Below are 17,842 nucleotides of genomic sequence, written 5' to 3'. Positions count from 1 at the left end.
TGCGGAACGTGCCGGGGCAGGGTCCGCGCATGGCCAAGGTGACCGTCAGTCCGGATGCCGAACTCGTCGTCGAAGTCATGGTGCTCGCGGGGGTCGGGAACCCCCAGGACGCCGTCGAACTCGTGGTGCGCGACTACATCGCGCGCGGCCACCGCACCGAGTCCGTGGTCGCGGAGCGCGAGGGTGCGGCGCGCGACGTCGAGATCAAGCCGGACGCGCAGCAGGGCTGACCGCCCGCAGCCCCTTTCCCGCGACCTTCACGGGACTGCGCGACCTTCGCGCGACTACGCGACCGGCTCGCCGTCCTCCAGCTCCGCCGGTCCGCCGCCGGAGGCCAGGACCGCCAGCGCCGCCCGTACCCGGTGGCGGAGCGCGCCCAGCAGAAAGCCGTCCAGATCGGCGGGCGCCACCAGCCGCCAGGACAGCAGCTCCTCCTCCTGGAGCCGGATCGCCGCCAGCTGGTCCGCGGTGAGCACCCCGCCGTCGTACAGGTACGCCACGATCGGCGGGCGGCCGGCGCCCCGCGCCCAGTCCACGGCCAGCAGCCGTCCCGGCGCGAGGTCGAGCCCGATCTCCTCCGCCGTCTCGCGCCGGGCGCCCTGCCGGGGCCCCTCGCCCGTCTCCGACTCGACCGTCCCGCCGGGCAGCGCCCAGCCCTCGCGGTAGTTCGGCTCGACGAGCAGGATCCGCCCGTCCACGTCACGGAAGAGCGCGGCGGCACCGGCCAGGACCCGGGGGAGCCCGGCGATGTACGCGGCGTAGTCGGCATCGGGAGTCGTCACGGCCGACAGCGTAGTGGCGCGGGCCGGACCGCACGGCCGTGGACAGCCATGGGCAGATCAGGGGGCGTGCGGATAAGGTCGGGGCGGCGCGACTGCCTGTTCGAAAGCAAGGGATGCAAGGTGACGGACGGAGCAGATGTGGAGACCGCCCGCGTGCTCGTGGCGGCGGACAAGTTCAAGGGCTCGCTCACGGCCGTGCAGGTCGCGGAGCGGGTGACGGTCGGGCTGCGGCGCGTCGTGCCCGGCGTGCGGGTGGAGACCCTGCCGGTCGCGGACGGCGGCGACGGTACGGTCGCGGCGGCCGTGGCCGCCGGATTCGAGCGCCGCGAGGCGCGGGTCACCGGCCCCCTCGGGGAGCCGGTGACGGCGGCGTACGCGCTGCGCGGGTCCACCGCCGTGGTGGAGATGGCCGAGGCCTCGGGCCTCCAGCTCCTGCCCGACGGGGTGTTCGCCCCGCTCACGGCCACCACGTACGGCTCGGGCGAACTGCTCCGGGCCGCCCTGGAGGCGGGGGCCACGACGATCGTGTTCGGGGTCGGCGGCAGCGCCACCACGGACGGCGGCGCCGGCATGCTCGCCGCCCTCGGCGCCCGCTTCCTGGACGCGGACGGCAAGCCCGTCGGCCCCGGCGGCGGACCGCTCGCCGAGCTGGCCGAGGCCGACCTGTCCGGGCTCGACCCGCGCCTGGCGGGCGTCGACCTGGTCCTGGCCAGCGATGTGGACAACCCGCTGACCGGGCCCAAGGGCGCCCCCGAGGTGTACGGGCGGCAGAAGGGCGCCGGCGAGGAGGACATCGCGGTCCTCGACGCGGCCCTGACGCACTTCGCCTCGGTCCTGGGCCCGGAGACGGCCGCCCTGCCCGGCGCGGGCGCGGCCGGAGGCATCGGCTACGGGGCGCTCGTCGCCCTCGGCGCCCGCTTCCGGCCCGGCATCGAGGTCATGCTCGACGTGCTGGGCTTCGCCCCGGCGCTCGCCCGGGCCACGCTGGTCATCACGGGCGAGGGTTCGCTCGACGAGCAGACGCTGCACGGCAAGGCCCCGGCCGGGGTCGCCGCCGCCGCCCGCGCGGCCGGGATCGAGGTCGTCGCGGTCTGCGGCCGCCTCGCCCTGCCCCCGGAGGCCCTGGAGAAGGCGGGCATCCGCCGCGCCTACGCCCTGGCCGAGCTGGAACCGGACCCGGCGGTGTCCATGGCCCAGGCCGGGCCGCTGCTGGAACGGGCGGCGGAGTCGATCGCCCGGGACTTCCTGGCGGGCTGACGTCGGTACGTCCCCGAGGGGGAGCCGGCCCGGGCCGGCTCCCCCTCAACCCCCGCCCCCAGGGCCCGCCGGGGCGGACGACAGCCGCAGCACGTCCAGCGCCAGCACCAGGTCGACCAGTTCACGCGGCCGGGACAGCGAGCGCGCGGTCAGGCGTTCCAGTCGCCGCAGACGGTTGAACACCGTGTTGCGATGACACCCCAGCCGGGCCGCCGCCCGCCCCACCGAACCCCCGCACTCCAGCCACGCCTCCAGCGTCTCCACCAGCAGTGACCGCTCCGCCGGTACGAGGGTCAGCAGCGGGCCGAACACCTCCGCCAGCAATCGGGTGGACAGCTCCGGGCGGCTCACCAGCAGGGCCGCCGGAAGCCGCTCGTCCAGCCGGACGATCTCCCGGCTGCCCGGCTCGCACGTCAGCAGCGCCGTACCCGCCAGCCGGTGCGCGGCGCCCACCTCCGCCAGGGAACCCACCACCGGGCTCACACCCCCAGGCCCGGCGCCCAGCTCCCTGAGCCGCGCCACCGCCCGGGCCGGGCCCGCCGAGCCCAGCAGCACCACCGCGACCTCACGGGCCTCCTCCCGGCCCTCCGCCTCGCCCGGAGAGCCGTCGGCCCCGCCCCACCACCAGCGCGCGCCGTCCACGTCCGGGCCCTCGACCACCGCACCCTCCGGCACGGGCGCGCCCAGCACCACCACCACGTAACGCCCCCGTTCCGGCAGCCCGAGTCCGCGCGCCGAGCGCTCCACCAGGTCCGGCCGCGCCCCGCCCGCCAGCAGCGGGCCGAGCAGCGCCCCGTACCGCGTTCCACGCCGCATCCGCCGCTCCGTCCCCGGGTCCGGGCGCACCTGATGACCGATGAGGATGCCACCGGCCGGACGGGCGGGCGGCCGCCCGTCACCGCGTCTGTGCGCGTGCACAACGAGGCCCCGCGTTCGCTGGTCGCCCGCATCGAGTCGGTCCCGCCCCGTGGACGCAGGTCCCGCCCGGTGCTGGTCTGTGGCATCACCCCCACGGACCAGCACGACACACGACACACGACAAGGCGGAAGGAGGAGGACGCATGGCAACGCTAGAGATCCGCGGGCTGTCCGTCGGCTACGGCCCGGTCCGGGCGCTGCGCGACATCTCCGTCGATGTGCCGGACGGCGGGATCACCGCCGTGCTCGGCGGCAACGGCGCGGGCAAGACCACGCTGCTGCGGGCCGTGTCGCGGACCCTCGGCTTCCACCGCGGGACGGGCACCGGCACCATCCGGTTCGACGGCCGCCCCCTGGAAGGGCTGCGGCCCGCCCAGGTGGTGGCCGCCGGAGTGGTCCAGGTACCGGAGGGCCGGCAGGTCTTCGCCCGGATGACGGTGGCCGACAACCTGCGGGCGGGCGCCCTCGGGGCGCGCGGCGGACGCAAGGAGACGGGCGCCGCGCTGGCCCGTGTCCACGAGCTGTTCCCGGTGCTCGCCGACCGCGCGCACCAGCGGGCCGGACTGCTCTCCGGCGGCGAGCAGCAGATGCTGGCGATGGGCCGCGCCCTGATGGCGGGGCCCCGGCTGCTCCTGCTGGACGAGCCCTCGCTCGGCCTCGCCCCGTTGATGGCGGCCAGGATCGCCGAGACCGTGCAGGAGATCAACGCGAGCGGCACCTCCGTCATGCTCGTCGAGCAGAACGCGGCGATCGCGCTGAAGCTCGCCTCCACGGCGTACGTCCTCGACGTCGGCGAGGTCGCCCTGTCCGGGCCCGCCGACGAACTCGCCGCCTCCGACGAGGTGCGCCGCCGCTATCTGGGCGTCGTCGACGAGGACGCGGCGGCGGACGCCGACCCGGCCGCCCGAACCCGGCGCGCCCTGAGCAGGTGGTCCGCGTGACCACCACCGCCACGGCCTTTGCGCACAGCACCGCGGCCGCCCTCGCCGTCGAGGACGTCACCGTCCGCTTCTCCGGGCTCACCGCCCTGGACAGCGTCTCCTTCACCGTTGAACCCGGCAGTGTGCACGCCGTCATCGGACCCAACGGCGCGGGCAAGTCCACCTGCTTCAACGTCCTGTCCGGCGTCTACCGCGCCACCTCCGGACACGTCCGCCTCGGCGACACCGAACTCACCGGACTCCCGCCGCACGCCATCGCGGACCTCGGGGTCGCCCGCACCTTCCAGAACCTGGCGCTGCCCCCGCACGCGACCGTCGCCGACAGCCTCCTCCTCGGCCGCCACCGGCTGACCCGCTCCGGGTTCCTCGCCACCGGCCTGAGGCTGCCCTCCGCCGCGCGGGAGGAACGACGCCACCGCGACCGGGTCCGGGAGATCGCCGAATTCATCGGATTGGCCGGGGAGTTGGAGCGGCCCGCCGGATCGCTCCCGTACGGACAGCAGAAGCTCGTCGAGCTCGGCCGCGCCCTGTGCATGGAGCCCAAGGTCCTGCTGCTGGACGAGCCGATCGCCGGCATGACCGCGGACGAGCGCCGCCGAACCGCCGCCGTCGTGGCCGACGTACGCGACAGCCTCGGCATCTCCATCGTGCTGGTCGAGCACGACATGGGGGTGGTGATGCGGCTGGCGGACGCGGTGACCGTACTCGACTTCGGACGCAGGATCGCGGGCGGCACCCCCGCCGAGGTCCAGAACGACCCGGCCGTCGTCCAGGCCTACTTGGGAGCACCTCAATGACCACGTTCGTCGAACTCCTCCTCGGCGGCCTGTCGATCGGCTCGGTCTACGCACTCATCGCGCTCGGCTTCGTCGTCATCTTCAAGGCCACCGAGGTCGTCAACTTCGCCCACGCGTCCCTGCTGTTGGCGGGCGGCTATGTCACCGCCGTGCTCCACGACGACATCGGGTTCTGGCCCGCGCTGCTCGTCGGGATCGCCGGGGCCGCGACCGTCGGGGCGGCCATCGAGTTCCTCGTGATGCGCCGCTACCGGGGCAGCGACCACAGCGTCCTGGCCATCGTCACCATCGGCGTCGACATCCTCCTGATCACCGAACTCACCCGCCGGATGGGCACGGACGTACTCGCCCTCGGCGACCCCTGGGGCAACGAGGTCGTCCACATCGGCTCCATCACCCTCGCCCAGACCAGGATCGCCGCGTTCCTCGCCGCCGGGCTGCTGATCACCGTGTTCCTGCTCGCCTTCCGCTACACCTCGTGGGGTGTGTCGATGCGGGCCGCCGCCGAGAACCCGCAGACGGCGGCGCTCATGGGCATCAAGCTGGGGCGGGTCTCGCTCGCCGCCTGGGCGGTCGCCGGAGCCCTCGCCGCCGTCGCCGCTCTCTTCCTCACCGTGTTCCCGACCCCGGGCCTGGAGCGCGCCACCTCGCTCGCCGCGCTCAAGGCGTTCCCCGCCGCGATCCTCGGCGGACTCGACTCCACCACCGGGGCGCTGGCCGGCGGACTCATCGTCGGCGTCACCGAGTCGCTCGCCACCGGCTACCAGAGCGACCTCTCCTTCCTCGGCCGGGGCATCGGCGATCTGGCGCCCTACCTGGTGATGGTGGCCGTCCTGCTGATCCGGCCCGCGGGACTCTTCGGCACGAAGGAGCTGGCCCGTGTCTGACACCACCGCCGAAGCCGCCCCCGAAGCCCCCGCCACACCCGCCCCCGCACCCGGCGGCCGCGCGGACAGCCTCACCGACCGGCTGCGCAGCCCCCGTACGTACGCCGTCCTCATCGGCTCCCTGCTGCTCCTCGTCCTGCCGTTCTACCTGGACCGCTTCTGGCTCCAGGCCGGACTGTTCGCGATGGCGGCCGCGATCGGCGCCATCGGGCTCAACATGCTCACCGGCGCCACCGGGCAGCTCTCCATGGGCCACGCGTTCTTCCTCGCCGTCGGCGCGTACGGCTACTGCGTCCTGGCGGGGGAGAGCAGCACCGAGAACGGGCACACGCTGACCGGACTCGGGCTGCCCACCTGGCTGGCCGCGATCCTCGCCGTACTGCTCGCCGGAGCGGTGGGCGGGCTCTTCAGCCCCATCGCCGGCCGGCTGCGCGGCGCGTACCTCGGCATCGCGACGCTCGCGCTGATCTTCATCGGGCAGCACGTCCTGTTCAACGCGGGCTCGCTGACCGGTGGTTACAACGGCCGGGCCGTACCGCCGCTGTCGCTCTTCGGCTTCACCTTCGACGACAGCGAACTCATCGTCGCCGCCGTGCCGTTCGGCTCCTCGGAGAAGCTCTGGTACGCGGGTCTGGCCGCGCTCCTGCTGAGCGCGCTGTTCGCCCGGGGGGTGCTGCGCGGCCGGCCCGGACGGGCCATGAACGCCATCCGCGACCACCGGATCGCGGCCGGCGTGATGGGCGTGCCGGTGGCCCGCTACCGGGCCGGCGTCTTCGTCCTGTCCTCGATGTACGCGGGCCTCGCGGGCGTTCTGCTCGCCCTGGTCTTCCAGCGGACCGTGCCCGAGTACTTCGGCATGATCCTGTCCCTCGAATACCTCGCCATGATCGTCATCGGCGGGCTCGGCAGCGTCGCGGGCGCCGTGATCGGCGCCGCCTTCGTCTCGCTGCTCCCGCAGGTGTTCACGCACTACAGCGACTCCCTGCCGCTGGTCTCCGCCCCCGGTACGGGCGGGCTGGCACCCGGTGAGGCGTCCCGCTATCTGTACGGCGCCGCGGTGGTCGCGGTGGTCCTGTTCCTGCCCGGCGGCCTCGCCCGCCTCGGCCTCGCCCGTACGAAGAAGCCGAAGGCTCCGAAGAATCCAGCGGCTCCGAAGAATCCAGGGGAGAAGTCATGAAACTGAGAGTGCTCACGGCCGTGGTCGCGACCCTCGCCGTCACCCTCGTCGGGTGCAGCGGTAAGGCGACCGACTCAAAGGCGAACGAGGAGGGCGAGGGCGGCGTCAAGACCGGCCCCGGGGTCTCCTCCTCGACGATCTCCCTCGGTGTGCTGACCGACATGACCGGCGTCTACGCCTCGCTCGGCAAGAGCGTCACCCAGGCGCAGCAGCTGTGGGTCAAGCGGACCAACGACGCGGGCGGCATCTGCGACCGGAAGATCGAACTGACGGTCCGCGACCACGGATACGACCCGCAGAAGGCGATCGCCGCGTACACCGAACTGGAGCCGGAGGTGCTCGGCTTCACCCAGTTCATCGGCTCCCCGTTCGTCGCCGCCGTCGAGCAGCGCATCGACGGCCAGGACAAGGGCCTGGTGCTGCCGCAGGCCTGGTCGGCGAATCTGCTGGGCTCCCCGTACATCCGGGTCATCGGCGCCACCTACGACGTCGAGACGATCAACCTGATCGACTACCTCCTCGCCGAGAAGCGCATCGCGAAGGGAGACAGGATCGGTCACGTCTACTTCGAGGGCGACTACGGCGAGAACGCGCTCGTCGGCTCGAAGCACGCGGCGAAGGAGGCCGGTCTCACCGTCGTCGAGCAGAAGATCAAGCCGACCGACAACGACATGACGGCCCAGGTCGCCGCCCTCAAGCAGGCCGGGGTCAAGGCCGTGATCGTCAGCGCGGGTCCGCGCCAGGCGGCTTCGCTGGTCGGCGTCGCGGCGGCCACCGGCTTCGATGTCCCGGTCGTCGGCAACAACTCGGCTTTCGCGCCGCAGCTGTTGAAGACCCAGGCGGGCCCCGCCCTGCTCAAGGACTACTACGTCGCCGCCTCCACCCTGCCCATCGGCGACCCGGGCGACGGCCCCGCCAAGCTCGCCAAGGAGTACGCCGCCCAGTACCCGAAGGACGTCCTCGACAACGGCGTCGTCGCCGGCTACACGGCGGCCTCCCTGTTCGGCGAGGCGCTGTCGAAGGCGTGCGACGACAAGGACCTCACCCGCGAGGGCATCGACAAGGCGCTGCTCACGATCAAGGAGTACGGGACCGAGTTCGGGGTGTCGCACGACTTCTCCGATCCGAAGGCGCCGTCCACCCGCGAGAGCGTCATCATGAAGCCGGACGCCAAGGCCGCCGGCGGTCTGAAGGTGGTCCGGCCGGCCGAGGTCGCCGCGGCGGCCGAGTCCTTCACCGCCGGTTCCTGAGCCCGGACGTGCCTGACGGAGGTCCGACCGGGACAGCCCGGTCAGACCTCCGTGCCGTCCATCCCGATGTACCGGAAGCGCCCTCGCTCCACGCGGTAGAGGAAGACCCCGGTCCCGGTGTACATCCCGTTGGCGGACTCGAAGGCGTAGCTCTTGGACACGCCCTTGTACGAGGTCGTCCGCAGCGCGGGCAGCAGATCCTGGCGGCTCACCGTCTCCCGGCCCAGCCCCTCGGCGCAGGCGGCGATCAGCCCGACCGCGTCGTACGCCTCCGCGGCGAACAGCGGCGGCGCGCCGTCGAAGCGCTTGCGGTAGGCGGCGGCGAACGGGTGCACCGAGGGTACGGAAGCGGGGTCCGCGGCCGTCGACACGACCAGCCAGCCCGCCGCGGCCTCGCCCGCCTCCGCCAGGAACCTCGGGTCGTGCACGGCCTGGGTGCCGATCTTCGGGCCCAGGAACCCGGCCCTGGTCAGCGACTTCGCGAACCGTCCGGCCTCCCGCCGGCCACCCCCGTACACCACCGCCCCCGGCCGCTTCGCGGCGATCCGCTCGGCCTCGGCGTCCAGGTCGCGGGTGCCTTCCCGCACGGTCTCCGCGAACACGGTGCGGCCGTTGCCGCGCAGCCCCGCGTCCAGGAAGCGCGTGGTCTGCCGGCCGTACTCGGTGCCGTCGTCGACCAGCGCGACCCGGTCGATCTCGTACGCGCCGAGGAACTGGGCCACCGGCAGCATCTGCATGTCGTTGCGCGGCCGGGCGCACAGGAAGATCCGGTTCAGGTGCCGGATGTCGCCGTCGACCACGCTGAGCAGCGGCAGCGCCGCCTCGTCGTAGGCCACCAGTGCCTCCCGGGCCGCGTCCGTGCCGGTCGCGCCGATCGCGGCCACCAGGAGCGGGTCCTCGGCGAACCGGCGCACCGCCGCCTTCGCCCGCTCCTCGTCGCCCCCGTCGTCGACCGTGGTCAGCCGCAGCGTGAACGGCGCGTTCCCCCGGGCGTTGTGCTCCGCCACCGCGAGCCGTGCCGCCCGGTCCTGCCCCTTGCCCACGGCCGCCGACGGGCCGCTGAGATCGGCCTGGAGCCCGATGTGCAGCTCCGGGCGGGCCGCCTTCCCGTCGGCCCCCTCGCCCTTCCCGCCGGGGTCCTTGTCCTCGCCCGAGGAGACCAGCCACGCGGCGGTGCCGCCCGTCGCCGCGAAGGCCGCGCCGCCGGTGACGTACGCGAGCAAGCGGCGACGGCCGACCGGGGCCGGAACGGCGGTCGTGTCCCGCCCACCGGGCCCCGTGCCGGTGCCCGTGTCCTGGCCGCCGTCCGGGCCGTCGGCGGATCCGGCGTCCAGGCTCGTCGCGTCGATGTCGGGCAGCGCGAGCATCCGCGCCGAACGCTCGGCGATCAGATGGGTGACCGGACCGGGCAGCCAGCTGCCGCCCGACAGATCCTCGGCGAACGCCCGCCGGATGTCCGCCGTCGTCGGACGGTCCTCGGGGGCCTTGGACAGGCACGCCTCGACGACCGGACGCAGCCCGGGCGGCAGCGCGCCCAGCTCCGCCGGGTCGTGCACCGTACGGAACAGCATCGCCTCCACCGGACCGGCGCCGAACGGCCGCCCGCCGGTGGCCGCGTACACCAGGACGCAGCCCAGCGAGAAGACATCGCTCGCCGGGCCGATCCGCCGGCCCTGCGCCTGCTCGGGCGAGAGGAAGCCGGGGGAGCCGACGATCACGTCCGTCGCCGTGAGGACGGTGTCGTCCAGGGCCCGCGCGATCCCGAAGTCGATCAGCCGGGGCCCGTCCAGGCCCAGCAGCACATTGCCGGGCTTGACGTCCCGGTGCACGAGCCCCGCCGCGTGGACGGCCTCCAGCGCCTCCGCGAGCATCGAGCCCAGCGCCCGCACCCCGCGTTCCGGCAGCGGCCCTCCGCCGCCGACCGCCTCGCTCAGGGCGGGCCCCGGCACGAACTCGGTGGCCAGCCACGGGGCCGGCGCCTCGGTGTCGGCGTCGACCACCGGCACCGCCCACCGGTTGCGCACCTGCCGGGCGATCGCCACCTCCCGCCGGAAGCGGGCCCGGAAGCCGGTGTCGTCGGCGTACTCCGCGCGGATCAGCTTGATCGCCACCAGCGCGCCGCCGGGCGACCGGCCGAGCAGCACCACACCCATGCCGCCGGCGCCGAGCCGGCCCAGGACGCGGTATCCGGCGATCCGTGCCGGGTCGGCGGAACGGAGCGGTTCCATCAGGGGTCAGTGCCTTTCGTCCGGGCCCGCGGTCACTTCAGTTCCAGCTCGACGCGGTAGAGCACCTTGGCGCCGCCCTCGGCGGCGATCCGCAGCAGGTCGCTGTTCTGGTAGCCCTTCGCGCCCTTGACCGACACGGCCGTCGTCACCGGGCCGATCCGGGACTTGGTCCACACATAGTCCTGGGTCCCGCCGGAGCCGGGGCCGGTGTACTTCCCGGCCTCGAAGAGCGAGGCGTCCGCGTTGCGCACGTCCTTCTGGTCGAACTGGAGCGACATCAGACCGCTCAGCCGCTGCCCGCCGCCCAGCTCCTGCTGCGGGCAGCGGAAGCTCTCCTGGACGGTGTCCTTGATCTCCTTGTCGGCGCCCGCCTCGCTCCGGTGCACGGTCACGGTCACCGCCCCCTGGACCCGGCCCTTGCCGCCCTGCGCCGGGATGTCGAGCCGCCGCGTGAAGCTGTCCAGCACGCCGGAGGGCAGCGCGGAACGGGTCCAGACGCAGGATTCCGGGAGCACCGGCCAGCTGCCGCCGCTCTCGTACGGTGTGTGCCGGACCATCCCGGCCGTCCAGTCGGCCTCACCGAGCGCGGCGTTCCGCGTCAGCTTCCGGGCCTGGGCCGCGGTCCTCGGCACCCGCTCCGGGTCCGGCGTGAAGTCGTAGGCGCTGGGCAGCGCCCCCGGCAGCGTGGACTGCTTCGGGTCCGGCTTTCCGGTCGCCCCGGTCTTCTCGCCGTCGGTCGCCGGTCCGCCCTGCTTCGCCGATCCGCTCGGCTTCGGGTCGGGCCGGTCCTCGCCCTTCGACCCCGACCCACCACATCCGGCCAGCAACACCCCCGCCGCCGCGACCGCCACCACGCGTGTCCCCACCAGCATCAGCTTCATCTCGGACCCCCCTGGTCCCCCGGACCGCACCCTGGCCGAAGGGCCCCGGGCGTCGGTTGCGAGGTGATTCTAGAAGCGGATCGGGCCACGGTGACGGGAACCCGGTACTCACCTCGCTGCCGAAACTTCTCAGCCATCGGGAGGGCTTCACCTCTGGCGGCCCGGCGCGCGCGGTGGTAGGCGGCGCCGAGCCGACCGTGCGGTGCCGTCGTGAGCCCCCGCCGGAGGCGCGCCGGGAACGCACGAGGGCCCGGATGCCGGGGAGCATCCGGGCCCTCGCCCTCGTCCACACACGTACCGCTACGGCAGCTGTGCCGCCCGCGCCTCGCGCCGGTTGTCACGGAACGTGTTCACCCGTCGCGCCGTGGCGAACAGCGGGATCACCGCGCCGAGCACCACCTGGAGCGCGCAGCCCGTCTGGAGCAGCAGCTGACCGCCGGGCGCGTCGAACGCCCATGCGGCGAGCAGCCCCATCGCGGCCACGATCCAGCCGAGCATCGCCACCGCGAGGACGCCCCGCGGCTTGGGGTACTCCACCCGGCTCACCATCAGCCAGGCCACGCCGACGATCGCGAGCAGCGTCGGGATGAAGGGCAGCTCCAGGAGCACGATCGAGACGACCGTCAGCGCTCCGAAGGGGCTCGGCATGCCCTGGAACATGCCGTCCTTCAACGTCACGCAGGAGAATCTGGCAAGCCTCAGCACCACCGCCAGCAACACGACGATCGCCGCCAGCGCCGACACCCGCTGATGGGCGTCGTCGGCGACCATGCCGTACACGAGCACGAAGTAGGCCGGCGCGAGCCCGAAGCTGATGAGGTCCGAGAGGTTGTCCAGCTCGGCGCCCATCGGCGAGGAGCGCAGCTTGCGCGCCACGAGTCCGTCGAAGAGGTCGAAGATCGCGGCCATCAGCATCAGGATCACTGCGGTGGCGGCCGAGTGCCGGGCCATGCCCGTCTCGTCGCTGCCCGTGAGGTGCGGGATCAGAATGCCCGTGGTGGTGAAGTACACCGCCATGAACCCGCACGTCGCGTTACCGAGCGTGAGCGTGTCCGCTATCGACAGCCGCATCGACAGCGGCATGTCCTCCGCGCCGTCGGTGTCGTTCGCCTCGTCCGCCTCCGGCACCCAGCCGGCCTTGGTATCAGGATCAATCACGGTCAATTCGAGTCACCCCCGCGGTGGTGGCCTGACCGACCTCGACCGCGACATCGATCCCCTCCGGGAGGTAGATGTCCACGCGCGAGCCGAAGCGGATCAGGCCGATGCGCTCGCCCTGCTCCACCTTCGTGCCCTGGGGGAGGTACGGCACGATCCGACGGGCGACCGCTCCCGCGATCTGCACCATCTCGATGTCGCCGAGCTCGGTGTCGAAGTGCCAGACAACGCGCTCGTTGTTCTCGCTCTCCTTGTTGAAAGCCGGAACGAACCCGCCCGGGATGTGCTCGACCGACGTCACGGTGCCCGCCAGCGGCGCGCGGTTGACGTGGACGTTGAGCGGGCTCATGAAGATCGCGACGCGGGTGCGCCCGTCCTTCCACGGCATGATGCTCTGCACCACACCGTCGGCCGGGGAGATGACCCGGCCGTCAGTGATCTCGCGCTCGGGGTCACGGAAGAACCACAGCATGCCCGCCGCGAGCGCGGTGGTGGGCACAGCCGCTGCTGCCCAGCGCCCCGACTTGCGGGCGCGGGCCAGGCTGAGGGCTGCGGTGGCGACGGTCGGCAGGAGCCACGGCGATGCTCCGCGGGCGATGCGGACCCCGCCGCGGGGTGCGGAGGAAGTGCTGTCGGGCATGGATGACCTTCGTAGCGGATGATGCCGCGCTGGCAACGGGGGACGGCGGCTTTCCGAAGATGCTATCGGTTGCCGGGCGCAACTGGGCAAGCCAGCAGCCGAGTCGGACGGCGGAAAGGCACCCGCCGAGGATGACCTGGTGTGATGTTCTTCGCCACCAAATCAACTCGAAAGGGACATTCAGCCCTGGAATCGGTACTCCTCCAAGAGGCGCCGGCCAATGATCATTTTCTGGATCTCGGCGGTACCTTCACCGATCAGCAGCATCGGCGCCTCGCGGTAGAGGCGCTCGATCTCGTACTCCTTGGAGAAGCCGTAACCGCCGTGGATGCGGAAGGCGTCCTCGACGACTTCCTTGCAGTACTCGGAGGCGAGGTACTTCGCCATCCCTGCCTCCAGGTCGTTTCGTTCCCCGGAGTCCTTTTTGCGTGCCGCATTCACCATCATCGCATGAGCGGCTTCGACCTTGGTGGCCATTTCGGCCAGTTTGAACTGGATCGCCTGGTGCTGGGCGATCGGTTTGCCGAAGGTGTGGCGCTGCTGGGCGTACGAAACGCCCAGCTCGAACGCACGCTGCGCGACTCCGCAGCCACGCGCGGCGACATTCACCCGCCCTACCTCGACGCCGTCCATCATTTGGTAAAACCCTCGGCCGGTCGCGCCCCCGAGGACGCGATTGGCCGGAATGCGCAGGTCGTCCATGATGAGCTCGGTGGTGTCGACGCCCTTGTAGCCCATCTTGTCGATCTTCCCGGGGATGGTCAGGCCGGGCCGGACCTCTCCGAATCCGGGCTCCTTCTCCACCAGGAAGGTCGTCATCGACTTGTGCGGCGCGGTCCCCTCGGGGTGGCCTTCGTCACTTCGGCAGAGAACGGCCACCAGCGAGGACGTTCCGCCGTTCGTCAGCCACATCTTCTGGCCGTTGAGAACGTACTCCTCGCCGTCCTTCACGCCCTTCGACGAAATCGCCGAGACATCCGAGCCGAGCGCCGGCTCCGACATCGAGAACGCGCCCCGCACCTCGCCGAGCGCCATCCGCGGCAGGAACGTGTCCTTCTGCTCCTGGGTGCCGTGCTGCTTGAGCATGTAGGCCACGATGAAATGCGTGTTGATGATGCCCGACACGCTCATCCAGCCGCGCGCGATCTCCTCCACGCACAGCGCGTAGGTGAGCAGCGACTCACCCAGACCCCCGTACTCCTCGGGGATCATCAGCCCGAACAGGCCGAGTTCCTTGAGCCCCTCGACGATTTCCGTGGGGTACTCGTCGCGGTGCTCCAGCTGGGTCGCGACCGGAATGATCTCCTTGTCGACGAAATCCCGGACCGTGGAAAGGATTTCCCGCTGGATGTCGTTCAGACCGGCGGTCTGGGCGAGTCGCGTCATGGCTGCTTCTCCTGTGGCTTCACGCGGATGGCCTTAAGGCTTCACTCGGTTACTTGGCGGGTGTCGGGCGGCCGGGCTGCTCCCCGCCGCGCTCCTTGATGTACGTCTCGGTGGGGACCATCACCTTGCGCCGGAACACGCAGACCACGGTGCCGTCCTGCTTGTAGCCCTTGGTCTCCACGTACACGATCCCGCGGTCGTTCTTGGACTTCGACGGGGTCTTGTCCAGTACGGTCGTCTCGCCGTAGATCGTGTCGCCGTGGAAGGTCGGCGCGATGTGCCTGAGCGATTCGACCTCCAGATTGGCGATGGCCTTTCCGGAGACGTCCGGCACCGACATGCCGAGCAGCAGCGAGTAGATGTAGTTGCCGACGACCACGTTCTTGCCGAAGTCGGTCGTCTTCTCCGCGTAATTGCTGTCCATGTGCAGCGGGTGGTGATTCATGGTCAGCAGGCAGAAGAGGTGGTCGTCGTACTCCGTGACCGTCTTACCGGGCCAGTGCTTGTAGACGGCACCGACCTCGAACTCCTCAAAGGTGCGTCCGAACTGCATGATCAGGCCTCCGGGGCTTCGAACTTGGAGGTGCGCTGCATTCCGGCGGCCCGGCCCTTGCCCGCGATGACCAGGGCCATCTTGCGGCTGGCCTCGTCGATCATCTCGTCGCCGAGCATCGCGGAGCCCTTCTTGCCGCCCTCCTCGGAGGTGCACCAGTCGTAGGCGTCGAGGATCAGCTCGGCGTGGTCGTAGTCCTCCTGCGAGGGCGAGAACACCTCGTTGGCCGCGTCGACCTGACCCGGGTGCAGCACCCACTTGCCGTCGAAGCCGAGGGCGGCGGCACGGCCGGCCACCTCGCGGTAGGCGTCCACGTCACGGATCTGGAGGAACGGGCCGTCGATCGCCTGGAGGTCGTGCGTACGGGCCGCCATCAGGATGCGCATCAGGATGTAGTGGTAGGCGTCCGCAGGGTAGCCGGGCGGCTGCTGGCCGACGACCAGGGTCTTCATGTTGATCGAGGCCATGAAGTCGGCCGGGCCGAAGATCAGCGTCTCCAGGCGGGGCGAGGCGGCGGCGATCTCGTCGATGTTCACCAGGCCCTTGGCGTTCTCGATCTGCGCCTCGATGCCGATCTTCCCGACCTCGAAGCCCATCGTCTTCTCGATCTGGGTCAGCAGCAGGTCCAGCGCCACGACCTGCTGGGCGTCCTGGACCTTCGGCAGCATGATGCAGTCGAGGTTCGGCCCCGCGCCCTCGACGACCGTGATGACGTCCCGGTACGTCCAGTGCGTCGTCCAGTCGTTGACCCGCACGACCCGGGTCTTGCCGCTCCAGTCACCGTTGTTGAGCGCGTCCACGATTGTGTGGCGGGCGCCCTCCTTGGCGAGCGGCGCGACGGCGTCCTCCAGGTCCAGGAAGACCTGGTCGGCCGGGAGGCCCTGGGCCTTCTCCAGGAAGCGCGGGTTCGAGCCCGGCACGGCCAGACACGAACGGCGCGGGCGCAGACGGTTGACCGAGGGGGTGGGCGTGGTCATGCGGGGACCTCCAGAGGGTCGAGCTTGTTCGCTTTCCGGATCTCGTCGACGATACGGCCGATGATCTCGGTGATGCCGAAGTCCTTCGGGGTGAAGACGGCGGCCACTCCGGCTTCGATGAGCGCCGCGGCGTCGGCCGGCGGGATGATGCCTCCCGCGATCACCGGGATGTCCGGCGCTCCGGCCTCGCGCAGCCGGTGCAGCACGTCGGGCACCAGCTCCGCGTGCGAGCCGGAGAGGATGGACAGCCCCACGCAGTGCACGTCCTCGGCGATCGCCGCATCGGTGATCTGCTCGGGGGTCAGCCGGATGCCCTGGTAGACCACCTCGAACCCGGCGTCCCTGGCTCGTACGGCGATCTGCTCGGCGCCGTTGGAGTGCCCGTCCAGGCCCGGCTTGCCGACCAGCAGGCGCAGCCGACCGACACCCAGGTCGGCTGCGGTCCGGGTGACCTTCTCGCGGACCAGGGCGAGCGTGCTGCCCGGCTCGGCGGTGACCGCGACCGGGGCCGAGGAGACCCCGGTGGGCGCGCGGAACTCGCCGAAGACGTCCCGCAGCGCCCAGGACCACTCGCCGGTGGTGACGCCCGCGCGGGCGCACTCGACGGTGGCCTCCATCATGTTCTCGGTGCCCGCCGCGGCCTTCTTCAGCGCGGCCAGCGCCTCCGACGCCCGCGCCTCGTCGCGGTTGTCCCGCCACTCGTGCAGGGCCGCGACGACCCGGGCCTCGTTCTCGGGGTCGACGGTCATGATCGCGCCGTCGAGGTCGGAGGTGAGCGGGTTGGGCTCGGTCGTCTCGTAGATGTTGACGCCGACGATCTTCTCCTCGCCACCCTCGATCCGGGCCCGGCGTGCCGCGTGCGAGGAGACCAGCTCGGACTTGAGGTAGCCGGACTCGACGGCCGCCATCGCGCCGCCCATCTGCTGGATCCGGTCGATCTCCGCCAGCGACTCCTCGACCAGCGAGTCCACCTTGGCCTCGATGACATGGGAGCCGGCGAAGATGTCCTCGTACTCCAGCAGATCGCTCTCGTGCGCCAGCACCTGCTGGATCCGCAGCGACCACTGCTGGTCCCAGGGCCGGGGCAGCCCCAGCGCCTCGTTCCAGGCCGGCAACTGTACGGCGCGGGCGCGGGCGTCCTTGGAGAGGGTGACGGCCAGCATCTCCAGGACGATGCGCTGGACGTTGTTCTCCGGCTGCGCCTCGGTCAGCCCGAGGGAGTTGACCTGGACGCCGTAGCGGAAGCGGCGCTGCTTGGCGTCGGCGATGCCGTACCGCTCGCGGGTGACGCGGTCCCAGATGCGGCCGAAGGCGCGCATCTTGCACATCTCCTCGATGAAGCGGACGCCCGCGTTCACGAAGAACGAGATCCGGGCGACCACGTCACCGAACTTCTCCTCGGGCACCTGGCCCGAGTCGCGGACCGCGTCGAGCACCGCGATGGCGGTCGACATGGCGTACGCGATCTCCTGGACCGGGGTGGCCCCCGCCTCCTGGAGGTGGTAGCTGCAGATGTTGATCGGGTTCCACTTGGGGATGCGGTTGACCGTGTACGTGATCATGTCCGTGGTCAGCCGCAGCGAGGGCGCCGGCGGGAAGACGTGCGTCCCGCGCGAGAGGTACTCCTTCACGATGTCGTTCTGCGTGGTGCCCTGGAGCTTGCTGGGGTCGGCCCCCTGCTCCTCCGCGACCACCTGGTAGAGCGCCAGCAGCCACATGGCGGTCGCGTTGATCGTCATCGAGGTGTTCATCTGCTCCAGGGGGATGTCCTGGAACAGCCGCCGCATGTCACCGAGGTGCGAGACGGGAACGCCGACACGGCCCACCTCGCCGCGGGCGAGAATGTGGTCCGGGTCGTATCCGGTCTGCGTCGGCAGATCGAAGGCGACCGAGAGACCCGTCTGGCCCTTGGCGAGGTTGCGGCGGTACAGCTCGTTGGACGCCTCGGCGGTCGAGTGACCGGCGTATGTCCGCATGAGCCAGGGCCGGTCCTTCTGACGTTCGTTCATC

Annotated in this window: 17 protein-coding genes; 7 read left to right on the top strand and 10 right to left on the bottom strand. The window is 71.6% G+C overall.

Annotated features, from left to right (window positions below; genetic code table 11):
• Positions 1-29 precede the first annotated feature (29 nt).
• Entirely contained in the window at positions 30-230 is a 201-nt protein-coding gene (locus tag AC0VY3_RS22480; protein ID WP_475550431.1) for a DUF2191 domain-containing protein, read from the top strand.
• Positions 231-284: 54 nt separating this feature from the next.
• Here the strand turns inward: AC0VY3_RS22480 and AC0VY3_RS22475 are convergent, their stop codons facing one another.
• Positions 285-782: an NUDIX domain-containing protein gene (locus AC0VY3_RS22475; protein WP_103507644.1), complete on the bottom strand. Its 498-nt coding sequence runs from the start codon at positions 780-782 to the stop codon at positions 285-287.
• A gap of 138 nt (positions 783-920) precedes the next feature.
• Here AC0VY3_RS22475 and AC0VY3_RS22470 point away from each other — a divergent pair, with 138 nt between their 5' ends.
• Positions 921-2,039 carry a glycerate kinase gene (locus AC0VY3_RS22470; protein WP_103507643.1) on the top strand — a complete coding sequence of 373 codons (1,119 nt, stop codon included), beginning with the start codon at positions 921-923 and terminating at the stop codon, positions 2,037-2,039.
• A 45-nt stretch (positions 2,040-2,084) separates the two neighbouring features.
• Here AC0VY3_RS22470 and AC0VY3_RS22465 read toward each other — a convergent pair whose 3' ends face one another.
• Entirely contained in the window at positions 2,085-2,855 is a 771-nt protein-coding gene (locus tag AC0VY3_RS22465) for a PucR family transcriptional regulator (RefSeq protein ID WP_103507642.1), read from the bottom strand.
• A 245-nt stretch (positions 2,856-3,100) separates the two neighbouring features.
• Between AC0VY3_RS22465 and AC0VY3_RS22460 the strand changes: the two genes are divergently transcribed.
• Genes AC0VY3_RS22460 through AC0VY3_RS22440 form a run of 5 tightly spaced genes read left to right on the top strand, consistent with a single transcriptional unit; the run spans position 3,101 to position 8,009 of the window.
• On the top strand, positions 3,101-3,898 hold the full coding sequence (locus AC0VY3_RS22460) for an ABC transporter ATP-binding protein (RefSeq protein WP_103507641.1): 798 nt from the start codon (positions 3,101-3,103) through the stop codon (positions 3,896-3,898).
• A complete protein-coding gene (locus AC0VY3_RS22455; protein WP_103507640.1) occupies positions 3,895-4,695 on the top strand; it encodes an ABC transporter ATP-binding protein in 801 nt (266 codons plus the stop codon). The genes AC0VY3_RS22460 and AC0VY3_RS22455 overlap by 4 nt, the downstream gene beginning before the upstream one ends.
• A complete protein-coding gene (locus tag AC0VY3_RS22450) occupies positions 4,692-5,582 on the top strand; it encodes a branched-chain amino acid ABC transporter permease (RefSeq protein ID WP_030623674.1) in 891 nt (296 codons plus the stop codon). The genes AC0VY3_RS22455 and AC0VY3_RS22450 overlap by 4 nt, the downstream gene beginning before the upstream one ends.
• A complete protein-coding gene (locus AC0VY3_RS22445; protein ID WP_103507639.1) occupies positions 5,575-6,759 on the top strand; it encodes a branched-chain amino acid ABC transporter permease in 1,185 nt (394 codons plus the stop codon). The genes AC0VY3_RS22450 and AC0VY3_RS22445 overlap by 8 nt, the downstream gene beginning before the upstream one ends.
• Positions 6,756-8,009: an ABC transporter substrate-binding protein gene (locus tag AC0VY3_RS22440; RefSeq protein WP_103507638.1), complete on the top strand. Its 1,254-nt coding sequence runs from the start codon at positions 6,756-6,758 to the stop codon at positions 8,007-8,009. The genes AC0VY3_RS22445 and AC0VY3_RS22440 overlap by 4 nt, the downstream gene beginning before the upstream one ends.
• Before the next feature lie 41 nt (positions 8,010-8,050).
• On the opposite strand, the gene AC0VY3_RS22435 is transcribed toward AC0VY3_RS22440, so the two are convergent.
• The 8 genes from AC0VY3_RS22435 to AC0VY3_RS22400 form a co-directional block, all read right to left on the bottom strand.
• Positions 8,051-10,237 carry a bifunctional serine/threonine-protein kinase/ABC transporter substrate-binding protein gene (locus AC0VY3_RS22435; protein WP_103507637.1) on the bottom strand — a complete coding sequence of 729 codons (2,187 nt, stop codon included), beginning with the start codon at positions 10,235-10,237 and terminating at the stop codon, positions 8,051-8,053.
• A 32-nt stretch (positions 10,238-10,269) separates the two neighbouring features.
• Entirely contained in the window at positions 10,270-11,118 is an 849-nt protein-coding gene (locus AC0VY3_RS22430) for a hypothetical protein (RefSeq protein ID WP_103507636.1), read from the bottom strand.
• Positions 11,119-11,418: 300 nt separating this feature from the next.
• A complete protein-coding gene (pssA, locus tag AC0VY3_RS22425; protein ID WP_374935453.1) occupies positions 11,419-12,282 on the bottom strand; it encodes a CDP-diacylglycerol--serine O-phosphatidyltransferase in 864 nt (287 codons plus the stop codon).
• A complete protein-coding gene (locus AC0VY3_RS22420) occupies positions 12,269-12,916 on the bottom strand; it encodes a phosphatidylserine decarboxylase (protein ID WP_030083634.1) in 648 nt (215 codons plus the stop codon). The genes pssA and AC0VY3_RS22420 overlap by 14 nt, the downstream gene beginning before the upstream one ends.
• A 180-nt stretch (positions 12,917-13,096) precedes the next feature.
• A complete protein-coding gene (locus tag AC0VY3_RS22415; protein WP_103507634.1) occupies positions 13,097-14,302 on the bottom strand; it encodes an acyl-CoA dehydrogenase family protein in 1,206 nt (401 codons plus the stop codon).
• Positions 14,303-14,351: 49 nt separating this feature from the next.
• Positions 14,352-14,855 (bottom strand): MaoC family dehydratase, encoded by a 504-nt coding sequence (locus tag AC0VY3_RS22410; protein ID WP_103507633.1) that lies wholly within the window; start codon positions 14,853-14,855, stop codon positions 14,352-14,354.
• 2 nt (positions 14,856-14,857) lie between these two features.
• Complete coding sequence (locus tag AC0VY3_RS22405; RefSeq protein ID WP_475550430.1) at positions 14,858-15,832, bottom strand: HpcH/HpaI aldolase/citrate lyase family protein; 975 nt, start codon at positions 15,830-15,832, stop codon at positions 14,858-14,860.
• Positions 15,829-17,841 (bottom strand): protein meaA, encoded by a 2,013-nt coding sequence (locus AC0VY3_RS22400; RefSeq protein ID WP_103507631.1) that lies wholly within the window; start codon positions 17,839-17,841, stop codon positions 15,829-15,831. Before AC0VY3_RS22400 ends, AC0VY3_RS22405 begins: the two co-directional genes overlap by 4 nt.
• Between the last annotated feature and the right edge of the window lies 1 nt (position 17,842).

This window comes from Streptomyces sp. iso_384, from assembly GCF_056172905.1.
Note: the sequence above shows the minus strand (reverse complement) of the source record. Positions and strands in the feature narration are given on the sequence as shown.

What these genes read in the sequence shown, in the direction of transcription:
- AC0VY3_RS22480 (WP_475550431.1), top strand. Translation starts at nt 30, where the DNA reads ATGGCCAAGGTGACCGTCAGTCCGGATGCCGAACTCGTCGTCGAAGTC.
- AC0VY3_RS22465 (WP_103507642.1), bottom strand. Translation starts at nt 2,855, where the DNA reads ATGCGGCGTGGAACGCGGTACGGGGCGCTGCTCGGCCCGCTGCTGGCG.
- AC0VY3_RS22460 (WP_103507641.1), top strand. Translation starts at nt 3,101, where the DNA reads ATGGCAACGCTAGAGATCCGCGGGCTGTCCGTCGGCTACGGCCCGGTC.
- AC0VY3_RS22450 (WP_030623674.1), top strand. Translation starts at nt 4,692, where the DNA reads ATGACCACGTTCGTCGAACTCCTCCTCGGCGGCCTGTCGATCGGCTCG.
- AC0VY3_RS22440 (WP_103507638.1), top strand. Translation starts at nt 6,756, where the DNA reads ATGAAACTGAGAGTGCTCACGGCCGTGGTCGCGACCCTCGCCGTCACC.
- AC0VY3_RS22435 (WP_103507637.1), bottom strand. Translation starts at nt 10,237, where the DNA reads ATGGAACCGCTCCGTTCCGCCGACCCGGCACGGATCGCCGGATACCGC.
- AC0VY3_RS22430 (WP_103507636.1), bottom strand. Translation starts at nt 11,118, where the DNA reads ATGAAGCTGATGCTGGTGGGGACACGCGTGGTGGCGGTCGCGGCGGCG.
- AC0VY3_RS22420 (WP_030083634.1), bottom strand. Translation starts at nt 12,916, where the DNA reads ATGCCCGACAGCACTTCCTCCGCACCCCGCGGCGGGGTCCGCATCGCC.
- AC0VY3_RS22415 (WP_103507634.1), bottom strand. Translation starts at nt 14,302, where the DNA reads ATGACGCGACTCGCCCAGACCGCCGGTCTGAACGACATCCAGCGGGAA.
- AC0VY3_RS22410 (WP_103507633.1), bottom strand. Translation starts at nt 14,855, where the DNA reads ATGCAGTTCGGACGCACCTTTGAGGAGTTCGAGGTCGGTGCCGTCTAC.
- AC0VY3_RS22405 (WP_475550430.1), bottom strand. Translation starts at nt 15,832, where the DNA reads ATGACCACGCCCACCCCCTCGGTCAACCGTCTGCGCCCGCGCCGTTCG.
- AC0VY3_RS22400 (WP_103507631.1), bottom strand. Translation starts at nt 17,841, where the DNA reads ATGAACGAACGTCAGAAGGACCGGCCCTGGCTCATGCGGACATACGCC.